The 15,373-nt window shown below is 44.9% G+C and carries 18 protein-coding genes and 1 tRNA gene; 13 read left to right on the plus strand and 6 right to left on the minus strand.

Translation table 11 applies throughout. The features are described from left to right. Window position 1 precedes the first annotated feature (1 nt). Together dusA and AOC33_RS08020 are read left to right on the plus strand one after the other, a co-directional pair. On the plus strand, window positions 2-1,084 hold the full coding sequence (dusA, locus tag AOC33_RS08015) for a tRNA dihydrouridine(20/20a) synthase DusA (RefSeq protein WP_089516502.1): 1,083 nt from the start codon (window positions 2-4) through the stop codon (window positions 1,082-1,084). Window positions 1,085-1,099: 15 nt separating this feature from the next. Then, a tRNA-His gene (locus tag AOC33_RS08020) sits at window positions 1,100-1,175 on the plus strand. A gap of 41 nt (window positions 1,176-1,216) precedes the next feature. On the opposite strand, the gene AOC33_RS08025 is transcribed toward AOC33_RS08020, so the two are convergent. Next, a complete protein-coding gene (locus AOC33_RS08025; RefSeq protein ID WP_089516503.1) occupies window positions 1,217-1,612 on the minus strand; it encodes a coiled-coil domain-containing protein in 396 nt (131 codons plus the stop codon). Window positions 1,613-1,744: 132 nt separating this feature from the next. On the opposite strand from AOC33_RS08025, the gene AOC33_RS08030 reads away from it, so the two are divergent. Continuing rightward, the gene (locus tag AOC33_RS08030) at window positions 1,745-2,632 is read left to right on the plus strand and encodes an LpxL/LpxP family acyltransferase (RefSeq protein WP_089516504.1); all 888 of its coding nucleotides are present in this window, start codon (window positions 1,745-1,747) and stop codon (window positions 2,630-2,632) included. Window positions 2,633-2,674: 42 nt separating this feature from the next. Here the strand turns inward: AOC33_RS08030 and lexA are convergent, their stop codons facing one another. After that, entirely contained in the window at window positions 2,675-3,334 is a 660-nt protein-coding gene (lexA, locus tag AOC33_RS08035) for a transcriptional repressor LexA (RefSeq protein ID WP_089516505.1), read from the minus strand. Window positions 3,335-3,390: 56 nt separating this feature from the next. Between lexA and AOC33_RS08040 the strand changes: the two genes are divergently transcribed. The 6 genes from AOC33_RS08040 to dnaB all read left to right on the plus strand — a co-directional run bounded on the left by AOC33_RS08040 (window position 3,391) and on the right by dnaB (window position 7,337). Next, complete coding sequence (locus AOC33_RS08040) at window positions 3,391-4,368, plus strand: asparaginase (protein WP_180738127.1); 978 nt, start codon at window positions 3,391-3,393, stop codon at window positions 4,366-4,368. A 92-nt stretch (window positions 4,369-4,460) separates the two neighbouring features. Further along, a complete protein-coding gene (gene rpsF, locus AOC33_RS08045) occupies window positions 4,461-4,832 on the plus strand; it encodes a 30S ribosomal protein S6 (protein WP_089516507.1) in 372 nt (123 codons plus the stop codon). Window positions 4,833-4,853: 21 nt separating this feature from the next. Continuing rightward, the gene (priB, locus tag AOC33_RS08050; RefSeq protein WP_089516508.1) at window positions 4,854-5,141 is read left to right on the plus strand and encodes a primosomal replication protein N; all 288 of its coding nucleotides are present in this window, start codon (window positions 4,854-4,856) and stop codon (window positions 5,139-5,141) included. A 12-nt stretch (window positions 5,142-5,153) separates the two neighbouring features. Beyond that, the gene (gene rpsR / locus AOC33_RS08055; protein WP_088812045.1) at window positions 5,154-5,432 is read left to right on the plus strand and encodes a 30S ribosomal protein S18; all 279 of its coding nucleotides are present in this window, start codon (window positions 5,154-5,156) and stop codon (window positions 5,430-5,432) included. 12 nt (window positions 5,433-5,444) lie between these two features. Then, the gene (gene rplI, locus AOC33_RS08060) at window positions 5,445-5,897 is read left to right on the plus strand and encodes a 50S ribosomal protein L9 (protein ID WP_089516509.1); all 453 of its coding nucleotides are present in this window, start codon (window positions 5,445-5,447) and stop codon (window positions 5,895-5,897) included. A gap of 42 nt (window positions 5,898-5,939) precedes the next feature. Then, window positions 5,940-7,337, plus strand: a complete 1,398-nt coding sequence (gene dnaB / locus AOC33_RS08065; RefSeq protein WP_089516510.1) for a replicative DNA helicase — start codon at window positions 5,940-5,942, stop codon at window positions 7,335-7,337. Here dnaB and AOC33_RS08070 read toward each other — a convergent pair whose 3' ends face one another. From AOC33_RS08070 to AOC33_RS08085, 4 genes are all read right to left on the minus strand, one after another. Further along, the gene (locus tag AOC33_RS08070; protein WP_089516511.1) at window positions 7,338-7,901 is read right to left on the minus strand and encodes a C40 family peptidase; all 564 of its coding nucleotides are present in this window, start codon (window positions 7,899-7,901) and stop codon (window positions 7,338-7,340) included. Then, on the minus strand, window positions 7,882-9,561 hold the full coding sequence (locus tag AOC33_RS08075) for a PhoH family protein (protein ID WP_089516512.1): 1,680 nt from the start codon (window positions 9,559-9,561) through the stop codon (window positions 7,882-7,884). Before AOC33_RS08075 ends, AOC33_RS08070 begins: the two co-directional genes overlap by 20 nt. A gap of 116 nt (window positions 9,562-9,677) precedes the next feature. Next, window positions 9,678-10,142, minus strand: a complete 465-nt coding sequence (locus AOC33_RS08080; RefSeq protein ID WP_089516682.1) for a peroxiredoxin — start codon at window positions 10,140-10,142, stop codon at window positions 9,678-9,680. 77 nt (window positions 10,143-10,219) lie between these two features. Next, a complete protein-coding gene (locus tag AOC33_RS08085; RefSeq protein ID WP_089516513.1) occupies window positions 10,220-10,594 on the minus strand; it encodes an Mth938-like domain-containing protein in 375 nt (124 codons plus the stop codon). Between the two features lie 88 nt (window positions 10,595-10,682). Between AOC33_RS08085 and AOC33_RS08090 the strand changes: the two genes are divergently transcribed. The 4 genes from AOC33_RS08090 to mobB all read left to right on the plus strand — a co-directional run bounded on the left by AOC33_RS08090 (window position 10,683) and on the right by mobB (window position 15,356). Then, window positions 10,683-11,912 carry a pyridoxal phosphate-dependent aminotransferase gene (locus tag AOC33_RS08090; RefSeq protein WP_089516683.1) on the plus strand — a complete coding sequence of 410 codons (1,230 nt, stop codon included), beginning with the start codon at window positions 10,683-10,685 and terminating at the stop codon, window positions 11,910-11,912. 84 nt (window positions 11,913-11,996) lie between these two features. Beyond that, on the plus strand, window positions 11,997-13,307 hold the full coding sequence (locus AOC33_RS08095; protein ID WP_089516514.1) for a homoserine dehydrogenase: 1,311 nt from the start codon (window positions 11,997-11,999) through the stop codon (window positions 13,305-13,307). Between the two features lie 12 nt (window positions 13,308-13,319). Continuing rightward, complete coding sequence (gene thrC / locus AOC33_RS08100) at window positions 13,320-14,765, plus strand: threonine synthase (protein WP_089516515.1); 1,446 nt, start codon at window positions 13,320-13,322, stop codon at window positions 14,763-14,765. A gap of 3 nt (window positions 14,766-14,768) precedes the next feature. After that, on the plus strand, window positions 14,769-15,356 hold the full coding sequence (mobB, locus tag AOC33_RS08105; protein WP_245835645.1) for a molybdopterin-guanine dinucleotide biosynthesis protein B: 588 nt from the start codon (window positions 14,769-14,771) through the stop codon (window positions 15,354-15,356). Window positions 15,357-15,373 lie beyond the last annotated feature (17 nt).

Genomic DNA, 15,373 nt, shown 5'->3' on the forward strand with positions numbered 1-15,373 from the left:
CATGTTGAATAACACCAAACGCTTGGCCGTTGCCCCAATGATGGATTGGACTGATCGTCAGTGCCGAACATTTCATCGCAGTCTCACCAAACAAGCTGTTCTTTATAGCGAAATGGTGACAACCGGTGCTTTAATCCATGGCGATGTTCCAAGACACCTTGATTTTGATGAAGTGCAACACCCAGTTGTTTTGCAGCTGGGGGGCAGTGAGCCACAAGACTTGGCAACTTCAGCAAAGTTAGCTCAGCAGTGGGGCTACGATGAAGTTGATTTGAACTGTGGCTGTCCTTCTGAAAGAGTTCAACGAGGATCATTTGGCGCTTGCTTGATGGCTGAGCCAGACTTGGTGGCAGATTGTGTGAAGGCCATGGTCGATGCTGTTGATATGCCCATCACGGTGAAGCACCGCATTGGCTTGAATGAGATGAACGTTCAAGATAATCAAGCGGACTATCAATTCACTTTGGATTTCATTTGTAAAGTAGCCCAGGCAGGGGCTAGTCAAGTGACCATCCATGCCCGCAATGCTATTTTGAAAGGCCTTTCTCCAAAGGAGAATCGGACCGTTCCACCTTTGCGTTACGAGATCGCCAAACAATTGCGTCTAGATGCGCAAAAGCACTTTCCTGATTTAAATGTTTTGCTGAATGGCGGCTTAGAAAATAATGGAGATATTGCGCGCTATTGGAATGATTTTGATGGATTCATGATTGGTCGGGCGGCATATCACACCCCTGGGATCATGTTGGACTGGGATGAAATGTTATCCACCGAGGGGCAGGCTTTTGGTCACTTCTTTGGAGTGGATCAATGGAATCGGATCACTGAAGAATTAATCGTCCAATGTACTCGCTGGCTCAAGCATTGTGAAGCCACCCAGCAAGTCTTCCATATGGCGGCCATTACCAGACATATTCTGGGCTTGGCTCACGGTAAGGGTGGTTCAAAGCAATGGCGCAGGAAGTTGTCGGACTATCGTTTATTGGGGGCAGTCAAGACGGAGCAAGATATTCGCGCCTTTTTTGAGGATGCTAATAGAGAGCTCAGAATGTATGTTGAACATGACGATCAGGACAGGTTATAATCTTATTTCTCTACGGTGGCTGTAGCTCAGTTGGTAGAGTCCAGGATTGTGATTCCTGTTGTCGTGGGTTCGAGCCCCATCAGCCACCCCAAAATCAAAAAGGCCTCTTCAATACTGAAGAGGCCTTTGTTCTTATGGATTCTGATGGAAGTAAACCATTAAGGTAATAACAACTGTTGCAATTGATATTTGGCTCACAATTGATCTGTAGCTTAATTTATGAATTATTCGACTCTCAAGTGTTGCCATATCTTGAGTCAACTCTTTTCGTAAATCACTTAAGCCTGTCCATAAATTTGTAATGTGATGACGTAAGTCTTTGATTTCTTCGCGAACATCTTTGATTTCATCGCGCACTTCTTTAATGTCCATCTTTAATTCATTACGAACCTGATGTAACTCATCTTTAGTAGCTAAGTCTCGTTTGTCTTTTGTTAAATCATTCATTGCATGGCTGAGACTACAGGCCTGAGCGTTGTTAAAGCCATTGGCTTCAAAAGTCTCTTTGAGTTTTAGGGTGTCGATCATAGGGTCTCCTTTGTTGCTAAGGTAATAATTTATGTTATTTATAAGTAAATGACAAATCAACAAAAATGATGGTGACTAAATTGTGAGGGTATTAAACGCGGAATAGCTTTGTGTTCGTGAGAAAATCTCTTTGTGAAAACATTTTTTAACATCTTAGCCCACGGCTTTTTATGGTTCTTAACGATCATCCCATATCGTTGGACCGTAGCGATTGGTCATGCCTTAGGTTCTATTGCGCCATTGTTCTCAAAGTCACGCGTCAAGATTGTGAATGCTAATCTTAAAGCTTGCTTTCCAAAGTTGTCTCAAGAAGAAAGAGATGTCTTGGCGAAGCAGCATTGGCGTTTATTAGGAAGAAGTTTTGCTGAACGTGGCCGTCTTTGGTTGGGCAGCGCTGAATCAATTAATGAATTTGTGACTGTTTATCCCGAAGTGGATATGAACGATGGCAAGCCACGTTTGTATGTCAGTATGCACATGGCAGGCATTGAAGCTGGTTTGATTGCCATCACGATGCACCTAAAAAAAATCAAAGCGGCACCCGGTATCACTTTGTACGTCTTTATGAAAAATGATTACTTTGAGCCACGCATAAAGAAATGGCGTGAACGTTTTGGTGCCAAGATGTTACTCAGAGAGAGTCATGGTCGTGAGTTGATCCGTGAGGCACGCAAAGGCACCTTTGTGTGTTTGTCTCCAGACATGGATTTAGGTAGAAGAGATTCTGAGTTTGTGCCATTCTTTGGTGTACCAACCAACACAGTTTTGTCAGTCTCCAAAATGGCCAAGTTAGCAGGCGCTGAAGTCTGTCCAATCTTCACGACTTTGCGCTCAGATCAATCAGGTTATGACTGTCATGTCGGCAAGCCTTGGCCAAATTTTCCGACAGACGATCCTGTCGCGGATACGATTCGCATGAGCCAATATTTTGAAGAAGTGATAAAGCCAAGAATCCCAGAGTACTACTGGATACACAAGCGCTTTAAGAATAGACCTGAGGGTGAGCCGTCTATTTATTGAAAATTATTTAATTAGTTCTTAATAAATAGTTTCAAGATTTGATCAAAGACCACCGGGTCTGATCAAACCAACCGCAAGACCTTCAATCGTGATTTCGTGACGACGTGGGTCAACGATGATGTTTTCAAAGTCAGGATTCTCAGCAATCAATTCAATTTTGATTCCATGAGGACCTTTGGTTTGTGACCAACGCTTCACGGTCACTTCATCATCAAGACGAGCTACAACCACTTCACCATTTCTGGCTTCAGTGGTTTTCTTAACAGCCAAATAGTCGCCATCTAAAATACCTGCGTCGCGCATACTCATGCCACGAACTTGTAAAAGATAATCCGCACCTTTATCAAACAATGATGGATCGCAAGGAATTTGTTTTTGAATATGTTCAACTGCCAAAATAGGGGAGCCAGCAGCCACTCGACCAATCAAAGGCAAAGTAAGTTGTTGTAAAGCTGCCAGTGGCAAATTCATTTGCTTGGGTAGTTTGATACCGCGCGATGTGCCTGGTGTTAACTCAACGTATCCCTTGCGAGCAAGGGCACGTAAATGCTCTTCAGCCGCATTTGCTGAGGCAAAGCCCAATCGGGTCGCAATTTCAGCGCGTGTGGGTGGAAGACCACTTTTAGATATGGCATCAGTGATCAAGCCAAGGATTTCCTCTTGGCGGGCTGTTAACTTGGGTTTTGCTGTAATTGCATCCATGCTGTGATTCTATACAGTGATTTCATAACTTGCAATACCCATTGATAATGTTTTTTATGAGTACGCAATATTTATTACTTTTGGGCACGGGTGGAACCATTGCAGGTTTGGCCATGGATGCTCAAAAACCTCTCAATTATGTGGCTGGCCAGCTACCAGTCGAAGGGCTTTTGGAGAAAGTTCAAGAAAGCCTTGAATTTGGTGAGGTACGCACAGTTCAGGTAGCCAACATCGACAGTCGAAATATGACCGAGGACCTATTAGTCAAGCTTGGTTGGGCCGTCAAGGCTGGTCTAGAGAATGATGAGGTGTCTGGGATTGTGATCACTCATGGCACCGATACCATGGAAGAAACGGGTGTTTTCTTGCATGCCACCTTGGGTAAATTGGCCAGTCACTATAAAAAAGCGGTGGTACTAACTGGCGCCATGTTGCCGGCTAATGCGGATCATTCCGATGGTCAAACCAACTTAAAGTCAGCCTTGTACTTGGCCAAAGAGGCACGTCTACTTCAACAATTCGGAATTTTGGCTGTGATGGCAGGAAAACCTTGCTTGGCAAGAGATCTATCCAAGCAGCACACCCATGCCCTGGATGCCTTGGTGGTCAATGCCCGTGAATTAGATGGCCCTATTCATAAAAGGCAAGCAGACCTTCAGTTACCTGCCCAAGCATCATGGCCTTGGGTGGAGATTGTGACCAGTCATGCGGGTGCATCAGGTAGGTTGGTCGATATGCTGGTTGCTCAAGGGGTGCAAGGCATTGTGGTTGCAGGAACTGGGCAGGGCAGCGTGAACAAAGTCCTGGCCGATCAATTGATCCAGGCAGCTTTGAACGATGTAGCAGTCATCAGGTCCTCAAGGGTGGGAGCTGGCGCCGTATTTTCTGAGATTCCAGAGCCTGATACGGCCTGGAATTGGCTATCTGCCAGGGATTTGAATCCTGCCAAGTCCAGAATTGCCCTCCAGTTGGCACTTTTAGAGGCAAATTCCCGTAAAACTGACGATTGGCAGAGTATTTTTGCTACAATCTAAGGCTGTAGTTTTTTTACCTTGTCACACTGGTCAATTATCTAAACAGAGGTAGTTGAGACGCCCAGGTGACTTTTATCCATAAGGAGTAATTAATGCGTCATTACGAAATCGTTTTTATCGTCCATCCGGACCAAAGCGAGCAAGTACCTGCCATGGTTGAAAAGTACACAAGTACTATTACAACTCAAGGTGGCAAAGTTCACCGCGTTGAAGATTGGGGTCGTCGTCAGATGGCTTACATGATCGACAAACTTGCTAAAGCTCACTACGTTTGCATGAACATCGAGTGCGGTCAAACGACTCTTGATGAACTAGAGCACGGCTTTAAGTTCAACGATGCTGTATTGCGTCACTTGGTTATCAAGACAAAGAAAGCTGAAACAGAGCCTTCTATCATGATGAAGCAAGTTGAACGTGAAGAAGCTCGTAAAGCTCTTCAAGCAACGGAGGCGCCTGCTGCCTAATAGGCACTGAGCGGGTTTGGGTTGAATCATTTCATCCTAACAGCCGCCCTTGTCGCTCGGGAAGCTCTTCGATATACCCCTGCTGGAGTCCCTGTGATTGAATGCCTACTAGAACATAGTGGCGAAGTTCAAGAAGCAGGACATGCAAGGTTAATCAAAATGAGTCTTGAAGCGATGGCCATCGGAACAGTGCAACAAAAACTGGATCAGATGGAGTTGGGGAGGTTGGCTAGATTTGAGGGATTTTTAGCTCATAAAAGCCTGCGCAGTCAGCGACTCGTCTTTCATATCACGCATATTGAATTGTAAAAAGGAAACATCATGGCATTTGTAAAAAAAGGTGATGACCGCAAGAACAAGCGTCCAGCACAAAACCCATTATTTAAACGTAAGCGTTTTTGCCGCTTCACAGCTGCAAACGTTGACCAAATTGATTACAAAGATGTAGACACACTACGTGACTTCATCGGTGAAAACGGCAAGATCACTCCTGCTCGTTTGACTGGTACAAAAGCTTTGTATCAGCGCCAATTAGAGACAGCCATCAAGCGCGCTCGTTTTTTAGCCTTGATGCCTTTCACTGACCAACATAAGAAATAATCAGGAGTCACTATGCAAATTATTCTCCTAGAAAAAGTAGCTAACCTCGGTAACTTGGGCGACGTTGTTCGCGTTAAAGATGGTTTCGCACGTAACTTTTTAATCCCACAACGCATGGCTCGCCGTGCTACAGCTGCAGCGATTGCTGAGTTTGAAACGAAGCGCGCTGAATTAGAGAAGCTAGCTGCTGAGAAATTGGCTGCTGCTCAAGCTGTTGGCGCTAAGTTGGGTGGTCTTGTTCTTGAAATCAGACAAAAAGCTGGTGTTGATGGCCGTTTGTTTGGTTCAGTAACAAATCATGACGTTGCTGACGCTTTGAAAGCCAAAGGTTTCACGATTGAGAAAGCTTCAGTTCGTATGCCTACAGGCCCATTGAAGATTGTTGGTGACCATCCGTTATCAGTTGCTGTTCACACAGACGTAGTTGTTGAAATTACTGTCCAAGTGATTGGCGAGCAAGCTTAATTCATCTTTAATTGTTTGATATCTCTCTGATATCATCAGTTCATGGTTGATTTAGCTGTACAAGCTTTAAAAGTACCTCCGCATTCCGTCGAGGCCGAGCAATCGGTACTCGGCGGTTTGCTTTTGGACAACTCCGCCTGGGATCGGGTGGGGGACATCCTCACAGAAAAAGATTTCTATCGTCCTGATCATGGTTTGATTTATCGCGTCATTGGCAAGTTGGCCAGTGAAGGTATGCCAGCAGATGTGATCACGGTTGCTGAGGCCATGAAAACTCAAGGTGGTGGTGAGTCCATTGGCATTGATTACCTCAATGCATTGGCTCAATCTACGCCCAGCGCATCAAATATTCGTGGCTATGCTGAAATCGTGCGTGACCGCAGCGTTCTGCGTCGCTTGATTCAAACTTCAGACCAAATCGCTGGTACTGCATTCACTCCTGAAGGTCGTTCAGTCAGAACCATCTTAGATGAAGCAGAATCTAGAATCTTGGCGATTGGCGAAGAGGGTAATCGCGGCAAAACAGATTATTTTGAAATTGCCCCATTGTTGACTGAAGTGGTGAGCCGCATTGATGAGCTTTATCACCGTCAAGGTTCAACGGATGTCACAGGTGTGGCAACCAGCTTCGTGGATTTAGATCGCCAAACCAGCGGCCTGCAAAAGGGTGATTTGATCATTGTGGCGGGTCGTCCATCGATGGGTAAAACCAGTTTTGCGGTCAACATTGCTGAGAACGTTGCCCTCAAAGAAGGTCTTCCTGTATTGATTTTCTCTATGGAGATGGGCGCCTCACAATTAGCCTCCCGTATTCTGGGCTCTGTAGGGCGCATCGACCAATCGCGCATGAGAACTGGTAAGTTATCTGAAGATGAGTGGCCTAAGATCACTGAGGCTATTTCTCGTTTGAATGAAGCCAGCATCATGATTGATGAGACTGGCGCATTGAGCAGTCTTGAGCTTCGTGCCCGAGCCAGACGTATTGCACGCAAGTGCGGTACTTTAGGTTTGATTGTGGTTGATTACCTTCAGCTGATGAGTGGTAACAGTGGTGGTAGTAGCTCTGAAAACCGGGCCACGGAAATTTCAGAAATATCCAGATCTTTAAAATCATTGGCCAAAGAGTTGCAATGCCCAGTGATTGCTTTATCTCAGTTAAATCGTGGCTTAGAGCAACGTCCAAACAAACGCCCAATCATGTCTGATTTGCGTGAATCTGGAGCTATTGAGCAAGATGCTGATGTGATTTTGTTCATTTATCGTGATGAGGTCTATCACGCTGATACAACAACGGACAAGGGTATTGCCGAGATCATTTGCGCCAAGCAGCGTAATGGTCCGATTGGCACCGTGAAGCTCAGCTGGCAGGGTCAATTTACCAAGTTTGATAACTTGGCATTGGGTCAAGGCCAGTCCTCTGGCGGATACGAACCCTTCTAATTATCTTTGTACAACTCGTCTTGCCTCAGTGTATCTGCTGGACCAATAAGACGATGTGATTTTTTCTAAGCGCACCGTGCCACCTTTTGAAGGGGCATGCACAAAACGTCCTTTACCCACATAAATACCAACATGTGAATGTGGACCACCTTGGGTATTAAAAAATACCAAGTCGCCTGGAGCAGGGGTTTGATTACCCAGGGACTGACCAATTTTGCCGATTTCATCCGTGGTGCGCGGCATTTGTTTGTTGGCAGCATTCTTATAAACATAGCCAATCAAGCCACTGCAATCAAAACCACTTTTAGGGGTGTTGCCACCATAGCGATAAGGGACGCCAACCAAGCCAATTGCAGCAATTGAAATATCTTCAAGGCCAGCACTGACTTCCTTGTCAAAATCAGGCAGTGATGAAAATCTCGGCAAGCTGGCGCACGCAGTCAAAATACTGCAGCTAGCAAATATCAATAAACTTCTTTTACTTTGTTCAAAGCGCAATGAAAAAGAAGGCGAGAACTTCCTCGCCTTCTTGAGCCATGCTTGATTAAAGAGCGTCTGCTGCATGATCCGCAAGACGTGAACGCTCTCCGCGGGCCAAGGTCACGTGACCGCTGTGACGCCAACCTTTGAAACGATCAACCACATAAGTCAGGCCTGATGAGCCTTCTGTAAGGTAAGGGGTATCAATCTGAGCGATGTTACCCAAGCAAACGATTTTTGTTCCTGGGCCTGCACGAGTCACCAAGGTCTTCATTTGTTTTGGGGTTAAATTTTGCGCTTCATCAATGATCAAAAACTTGCTCACAAAGGTGCGGCCACGCATGAAGTTCATGCTCTTCACTTTGATTCTGGAGCGGATCAATTCTTGCGTTGCAGCACGGCCCCATTCGCCAGCACCATCTTCATTGCGATGAAGCACTTCTAAGTTGTCATCAAAAGCACCCATCCATGGCTGCATTTTTTCTTCTTCAGTGCCTGGCAAGAATCCAATGTCTTCGCCAACCGGGACCGTGGCACGGGTGATGATGATTTCGTTGTAGCGCTTGCTATCCAAAACCTGCTCAAGAGCTGCTGCCAAGGCCAATAATGTTTTACCTGTGCCAGCCTGGCCCAACAAAGTAACAAAATCAATATCAGGGTTCATGAGCAAGTTCATCGCAAAGTTCTGTTCGCGATTGCGTGCTGTGATGCTCCACACATTGTTCTTTTGATGAGAAAAATCTCGCAAGGTTTGCAGTAATGCAGTTCGTCCTTGTACTTCTCTGACTTGCGCATAAAAGGGAGTGCCACCATCAGAGTTTTCTTGGTAAACAAACTGATTGACCATCATGTGAGCAACCGTTGGACCAGTGACTCGATAAAACATCGTGCCTGACTTTGCATCGCTCCAGCTTTCCATGTCTTTGCCATGCTTTGGCCAAAAATCCACTGGCAACTGAAGTATTCCTGCGTACATCAAGTCACGGTCTTCAAGAACTTGGTCGTTGAAGTAATCTTCTGCAGGCAAACCTAAAGCGCGGGCCTTGATGCGCATGTTGATATCTTTTGATACCAACACCACTTGTCGGTCTTTGCGGCTTTGTTGAAGCTCTCTAACAACGCCCAGAATCATGTTGTCAGCTTTGCCTGTTGGCAGACCATCGGGCAGGGTGATACTGTTGAGTTCGATTTGAAAGTACAAACTGCCGGTGGCATCTTTATTACCTAACTTATTCAGAGGAATACCTTCCTCTAAAACACCGCTGGTATTGGCAACCAGCTGATCAAGCGAGCGGCTCACAGTTCGGGCATTGCGAGCAACTTCACTCATGCCTTTTTTGTGATTATCCAACTCTTCAAGCGTCATCATTGGCAGATAAACGTCGTGCTCTTCGAAGCGGAACAGGGCTGAAGGATCATGCATCAACACGTTTGTATCAAGAACAAACAGGCGAATGATGCCGTCATCAGGTATTTTTCTGACTCGTGTTGAATTCTTGACCGCTGGAGGTGAAGATTTCTTGCTGGATTTACTCGGGGCACGCATTTTTTCAATGGCAATGTCTGCCAATGATTGAGAGTCATCTGTATCCAAATCTAGGTTGACTGAGCTCTCGACTAACTCGGTTACTTCATCTACTTCTTCAATTTCAATTCTTTTTGGACGTTTCTTTAACTCTGCTTTTGGTTGACGGCTGATGTTTACTTTATCTGCTGCTTGTGTGGGGATTGGTGGCAGAGGCATTCCGGAGGTCTCCTAAAAAAGAAAAAACCGCCTACCTGGTGGTTGGGCGGTCGATAAGGTAAATGTAATTTTGTGCATCTAGGTGATAACTTATCCTAGTTTGTGTGACATTGCAATCATAAATCGATGGCAGCTTTTAAAACATCTTGAACGTGCCCAGGAATCTTCAATCCTCGCCATTCGTGACGCAAAACGCCTTCTTCATCGATCAAGAATGTGCTGCGTTCAATGCCGCGAACTTGCTTGCCGTACATGTTCTTCATTTTCATAACGCCGAACATTTGGCAAAGGGTTTCTTCGGTGTCGGCAAGCAACTCAAAAGGTAGTTCAATCTTTCTCTTGAAGTTCTCGTGTGATTTGAGGTTATCTCTTGATATGCCCACAATCAAGGTATTGGCTTTTGTGAAATCATCAATCGCATCTCTGAACTCCATTGATTCAACAGTACAACCAGGGGTTGAATCTTTTGGGTAGAAATACATGACTACTTTGCGACCCTGACATGCTGTCGGAGTGAAAACCAGACCACTGGTTGCTGGAATCTCAAAGTAGGGGATTGGTTTGCCAAGTGCTACGCTCATTACGTCTCCAGTTTTATTATCAATGCTGCTTTTAAACATATTTATATCAGACTTATTTGAAAAGTCGATTTTTTTACTCACTTTTCAATCAATAAGGCTGCTACAACTTTCCGGCCCTCTGCCATGAGGACGTTATAAGTTCGACAGGCAGCCTGTAAATCCATGGTCTCTAGGCCAATATTGCGTGCAATCAAGGGGGCAATGAGGGCTGGTTGAGGGAATCTGATCCGCTGGCCGCTGCCGAAAATGACCACTGCAGGGTCAAGTTTGGCAATTTGTTCAAAATCCTCGATTTTGATGTCTTCAAAACGGGTGCAAGACCATTCAATCACGGGGCTTTCGGGCGATAAAAGCAAAGAATTTGTATAGCGCTGAGCGTTGATTTCGATGTAATCGGAGCCGTAGGCTGAAACTGTGTTCAGAGAGGGCTGCTTATCCGGTTGTAGTTTCACGTTAAATCGCCTCAGGCTCTGTCATAATTACAAAATTATAGATAAATTAAGACTTTATAGTATTCCTATTAGTCTCTAAGTGATTATTGTGAAAGAAATTAAAAAATCCTCCAAATTAAATAACGTTTGCTACGACATACGTGGACCCGTTCTTGAGCTCGCTCAACAGATGGAGGAAGAAGGCCAGAAAATTATCAAGTTGAATATTGGTAATGTGGGTGTTTTTGGCTTTGACCCTCCTGAAGAGATTCAGTTGGACATGATTCGTAATCTACCCAATTCGGCTGCTTACTCAGATTCCAAGGGAATTTTTTCGGCCCGTAAAGCCATCATGCATTACTGCCAAGAAAAAGGCATTCAAGGCGTGACCCTGGATGATATTTATACAGGCAATGGCGTTTCAGAATTAATCGTCTTGGCCATGAATGCTTTGTTAAATGTTGGCGATGAAGTTTTGGTGCCAGCGCCTGACTATCCTCTTTGGACAGCAGCAGTCAGTCTTTCAGGTGGAACACCCAAGCACTACTTGTGTGATGAGGCTCAAGATTGGTCTCCAGACATTGCTGACATCAAAGCAAAAATCACTTCTAAGACCAAAGCGATTGTGGTGATCAACCCTAATAATCCAACCGGTGCTTTGTATGGTGATGACGTTCTTAAAGAGATCATTGCTTTGGCTCGTGAACATGGCTTGATCATTTTTGCTGATGAGATTTACGACAAAACTTTATTCGATGGCGAAAAGCACACATCGATTGGTGCTTTATCAACCGATGTTGTGACTGTGACATTCAATGGCTTGTCCAAAAATTACCGTGCCTGCGGCTATCGCTCTGGCTGGATGGTGGTATCAGGCGATAAAAGCGGCGCCAAAGATTACATTGAAGGCTTGAACATGCTTTCATCCATGCGCTTGTGCGCTAACGTACCTGGTCAAAATGCCATTCAAACTGCTTTAGGTGGATATCAAAGTATTGATGACTTGGTGGCAGAGGGTGGACGTTTGCGCCGCCAACGAGATCTTGCTTGGGAGTTGGTCACAAAAATACCAGGTGTGACTTGCGTGAAGCCTAAAGCAGCTTTGTATCTGTTTCCTAAGTTAGATCCTGAGATGTATCCAATCGAGAATGATCAAGACTTCATCGCAACTTTATTGCGTGAAGAGAAGGTTTTATTGGTGCAGGGTAGTGGCTTTAATTGGCCAAAGCCAGATCATTTCAGAATCGTTTTCTTGCCGCATGAGGATGTCTTGCGTGAGGCAATTGCAAGGCTTGCTAAGTTCTTGGAGCGTTATCGCCAAAAGTACGGCAAAAAGTAAGCCAGTTTCTTGCAGGTATCTGCAGTAACAAATGAGCAGCAGTAAATTTTATTTTCACCTTTAATTAAGTAAGAGTTTTTAGTTATGAAACCTATTCAAGTTGGCCTTCTAGGCATCGGTACTGTTGGTGGCGGTGTGTTCAGTGTGCTTGATCGCAATCAAGAAGAAATCACCCGCCGTGCTGGTCGTGGCATCAAGATCCACACGGTTGCTGACCTTGATACTAAGCGCGCTGAAGAGTTAGTCAAAGGCCGCGCCAAGGTTGTGAGCGATGCTAAGCAGGTAGTGAATGACCCGGAAATTGACGTGGTCGTTGAATTGATCGGCGGCTATGGTATTGCTAAAGAATTGGTGTTGGCTGCAATCAATAATGGCAAGCACGTGGTGACAGCCAATAAAGCACTATTAGCTGTGCATGGCAATGAGATTTTTGCTGCTGCTCAAGCCAAGGGTGTGACGGTTAACTTTGAAGCTGCTGTTGCCGGTGGCATTCCAATCATCAAAGCTTTGCGTGAAGGTTTAACTGCCAACCGTATTGAATGGATTGCCGGCATCATCAATGGCACCACCAATTTTATTTTGTCTGAGATGCGCGATAAAGGCTTGGACTTTGATGTTGTTCTAAAAGAAGCTCAACGTTTAGGTTATGCAGAAGCTGATCCAACATTTGATATTGAGGGCGTTGATGCTGCCCATAAAGCCACCATCATGAGTGCGATTGCGTTTGGTATTCCGGTGCAATTTGATAAGGCTCACGTAGAAGGTATTACCAAACTCTCAGCAATAGATATTAAATATGCTGAGCAATTAGGTTATCGCATCAAGCTATTGGGTATCACCAAAAAAACCAAAGATGGCATTGAGTTGCGTGTTCATCCAACCTTGATTCCAACAAAACGTTTGATTGCAAACGTTGAAGGCGCCATGAACGCCGTTCAGGTGATGGGTGATGCTGTAGGAACAACGCTCTACTACGGTAAGGGTGCGGGCGCAGAGCCAACGGCTTCTGCTGTGATTGCAGATTTAGTTGATGTGGCCCGTTTGCAAACAGCGGACCCTGAGCATCGCGTACCGCATTTGGCATTCCAACCTGGTTCGATGGTCAATACGACCATCATGCCGATGGGTGAAATTACAACGAGCTACTACTTGCGCTTGCGTGTTGCAGACGTAACAGGAGTCTTGGCTGACATCACTCGTATTTTGGCGGACAACAGTATTTCAATTGATGCCATGTTGCAACGTGAAGCAGGCGATGGTGAAAACCAAACCGATCTCATCATGTTGACGCATGAAACCAAAGAGAAAAATATTTTGGCAGCCATTGCCAAGGTTGAGGCCTTGAAAACTGTTGAAGGTTCAGTCACAAAAATTCGTTTAGAAAACTTAAGTTAATTTAATTACGCAATGCACTACATTTCAACCCGTGGTCATAACGCCCATCAAACGTTTTCAGAAATCCTTCTAGGTGGCTTGGCTGCTGATGGAGGTTTGTATTTGCCTGTTAAATATCCTCAGGTCACGCCAGCTCAACTAGATGCTTGGCGAGGATTGTCATACGCTGATTTAGCTTTTGAAGTTTTAAGCCTATATTGCGATGACATTCCTAAAGAGGACCTCAGGGCATTGGTTAGAAAGACTTACACGGCTGAGGTTTATTGCAATGGTCGTACTGATGATTTGGCAAAGGACATCACACCAATCCATTGGTTAGGTGATGAGCATGGTACTCGCTTGGGTTTATTGAGTTTGTCGAATGGTCCAACATTGGCATTCAAAGACATGGCTATGCAGCTTTTAGGTAACTTGTTTGAGTACACCTTGAATAAACAAGGTCAAGAACTCAACATCTTAGGTGCCACTTCAGGCGACACCGGCAGTGCAGCTGAGTATGCGATGCGCGGTAAAAAGGGTGTGCGAGTTTTCATGCTCTCACCAAAAGGCAAGATGAGCTCATTTCAGGTGGCTCAGATGTATTCCTTGCAGGACGAAAATATTTACAACATTGCGATTGATGGTGTTTTTGATGATGCTCAAGACATTGTCAAAGCGGTCAGCAATGATCACGAATTCAAAGCTCGTCAAAAAATCGGCACTGTTAATTCAATTAACTGGGCTCGAGTGGTGGCTCAGGTTGTTTATTACTTCCAAGGCTATTTATTGGCCACCAAAAACAGTGCTGAGAAGGTTTCATTCTGCGTTCCTTCAGGTAACTTCGGTAACGTTTGTGCAGGCCATATTGCCCGCATGATGGGATTGCCAATTGAAAAGTTGGTTGTGGCTACTAATGAGAATGATGTTTTAGATGAATTCTTTAAAACAGGTGTTTACAGAGCTCGTAAATCAGCTGAGACTTTCCATACCACCAGCCCATCAATGGATATTTCTAAGGCAAGTAATTTTGAGCGCTTCATCTATGACTTGATGGGGCGCGATGCCGGAAAAACTGCCCAGATGTTCAAGGATGTTGAGACCAAAGGTGGTTTTGATTTGTCGCAAGACCCTGCGTATAAAAATATTGCTCAATATGGCTTTGTTTCCGGCAAGAGCACACACCTCAATCGTCTAGATACGATCAGAGATGTTCATGCCAAGTACAAGGTCTTAATTGATACGCACACGGCTGATGGCGTCAAAGTTGCTCGTGAAAATCTACAAAGCAATGTTCCTATGTTGGTTTTAGAAACGGCATTGCCGATCAAGTTTGCTGAAACAATCGAAGAAGCGATTGGTCGTACGCCTGATCGCCCAGCATCATTCATTGGTATAGAAGATAAGCCACAGCGTGTTGTTGATATGCCAGCAGATGTTCATCAAGTGAAAGATTTTGTTGCCGCCCACACGGGTTTGTGATTAATGAGCCAAAATCAGATTCAACAAAATTCTGAACAGATGGTCAAGAGCCCTTGGCCGGTGGTTGGATTTGTTGCTTACTCTGGGACTGGCAAAACAACCTTGATCGAGCAGTTGATCGCATTTTTGACAGAGCGAGCCTACAAGGTTTCAGTCATCAAGCACACGCATCATCACTTTGATATTGATAAACCAGGTAAGGACTCTTATCGTCATCGCGAATCCGGCGCATCCGAAGTTCTGATGGTGTCTGATCAACGTTGGGTATTGATGCATGAGCTAAGACAATCTGCCGAGCCAACCATGGAAGAGCAGTTGTGTAAGTTGTCTCCTTGTGACTTGGTCATCGTTGAAGGCTTCAAGGATGCAAGAATTCCTAAAATTGAATTATGGCGTCATGAGCACGATGAGTGCGCAGTTAATTCAGTGAAAGCCAATCAAGATAACTTTATTCAAGCGATTGCATACCCGGGTGGTATCGATGCTGTTAACAAGCCAGATTTAACCAGAGACATCCCTGTGCTTGATTTGAATAATATTGAGGAAGTGGCACAGCAAGTCCTTTCAATCGCTGGTGTTTTAGCAAAATAAGCCTAAAACCATTAGAC

Origin of the sequence: Polynucleobacter cosmopolitanus (assembly GCF_002224225.1) — a bacterium.
GTDB lineage: Bacteria > Pseudomonadota > Gammaproteobacteria > Burkholderiales > Burkholderiaceae > Polynucleobacter > Polynucleobacter cosmopolitanus.

Coding starts and splice junctions, on each gene's coding strand:
- AOC33_RS08025 (WP_089516503.1), bottom strand. CDS start 1,612: ATGATCGACACCCTAAAACTCAAAGAGACTTTTGAAGCCAATGGCTTT.
- rpsR (WP_088812045.1), top strand. CDS start 5,154: ATGGCATTTGTAAAAAAAGGTGATGACCGCAAGAACAAGCGTCCAGCA.
- lexA (WP_089516505.1), bottom strand. CDS start 3,334: ATGGATGCAATTACAGCAAAACCCAAGTTAACAGCCCGCCAAGAGGAA.
- AOC33_RS08080 (WP_089516682.1), bottom strand. CDS start 10,142: ATGAGCGTAGCACTTGGCAAACCAATCCCCTACTTTGAGATTCCAGCA.
- thrC (WP_089516515.1), top strand. CDS start 13,320: ATGCACTACATTTCAACCCGTGGTCATAACGCCCATCAAACGTTTTCA.
- dusA (WP_089516502.1), top strand. CDS start 2: ATGTTGAATAACACCAAACGCTTGGCCGTTGCCCCAATGATGGATTGG.
- rplI (WP_089516509.1), top strand. CDS start 5,445: ATGCAAATTATTCTCCTAGAAAAAGTAGCTAACCTCGGTAACTTGGGC.
- rpsF (WP_089516507.1), top strand. CDS start 4,461: ATGCGTCATTACGAAATCGTTTTTATCGTCCATCCGGACCAAAGCGAG.
- AOC33_RS08070 (WP_089516511.1), bottom strand. CDS start 7,901: ATGCAGCAGACGCTCTTTAATCAAGCATGGCTCAAGAAGGCGAGGAAG.
- AOC33_RS08075 (WP_089516512.1), bottom strand. CDS start 9,561: ATGCCTCTGCCACCAATCCCCACACAAGCAGCAGATAAAGTAAACATC.
- AOC33_RS08095 (WP_089516514.1), top strand. CDS start 11,997: ATGAAACCTATTCAAGTTGGCCTTCTAGGCATCGGTACTGTTGGTGGC.
- mobB (WP_245835645.1), top strand. CDS start 14,769: ATGAGCCAAAATCAGATTCAACAAAATTCTGAACAGATGGTCAAGAGC.
- dnaB (WP_089516510.1), top strand. CDS start 5,940: ATGGTTGATTTAGCTGTACAAGCTTTAAAAGTACCTCCGCATTCCGTC.
- AOC33_RS08040 (WP_180738127.1), top strand. CDS start 3,391: ATGAGTACGCAATATTTATTACTTTTGGGCACGGGTGGAACCATTGCA.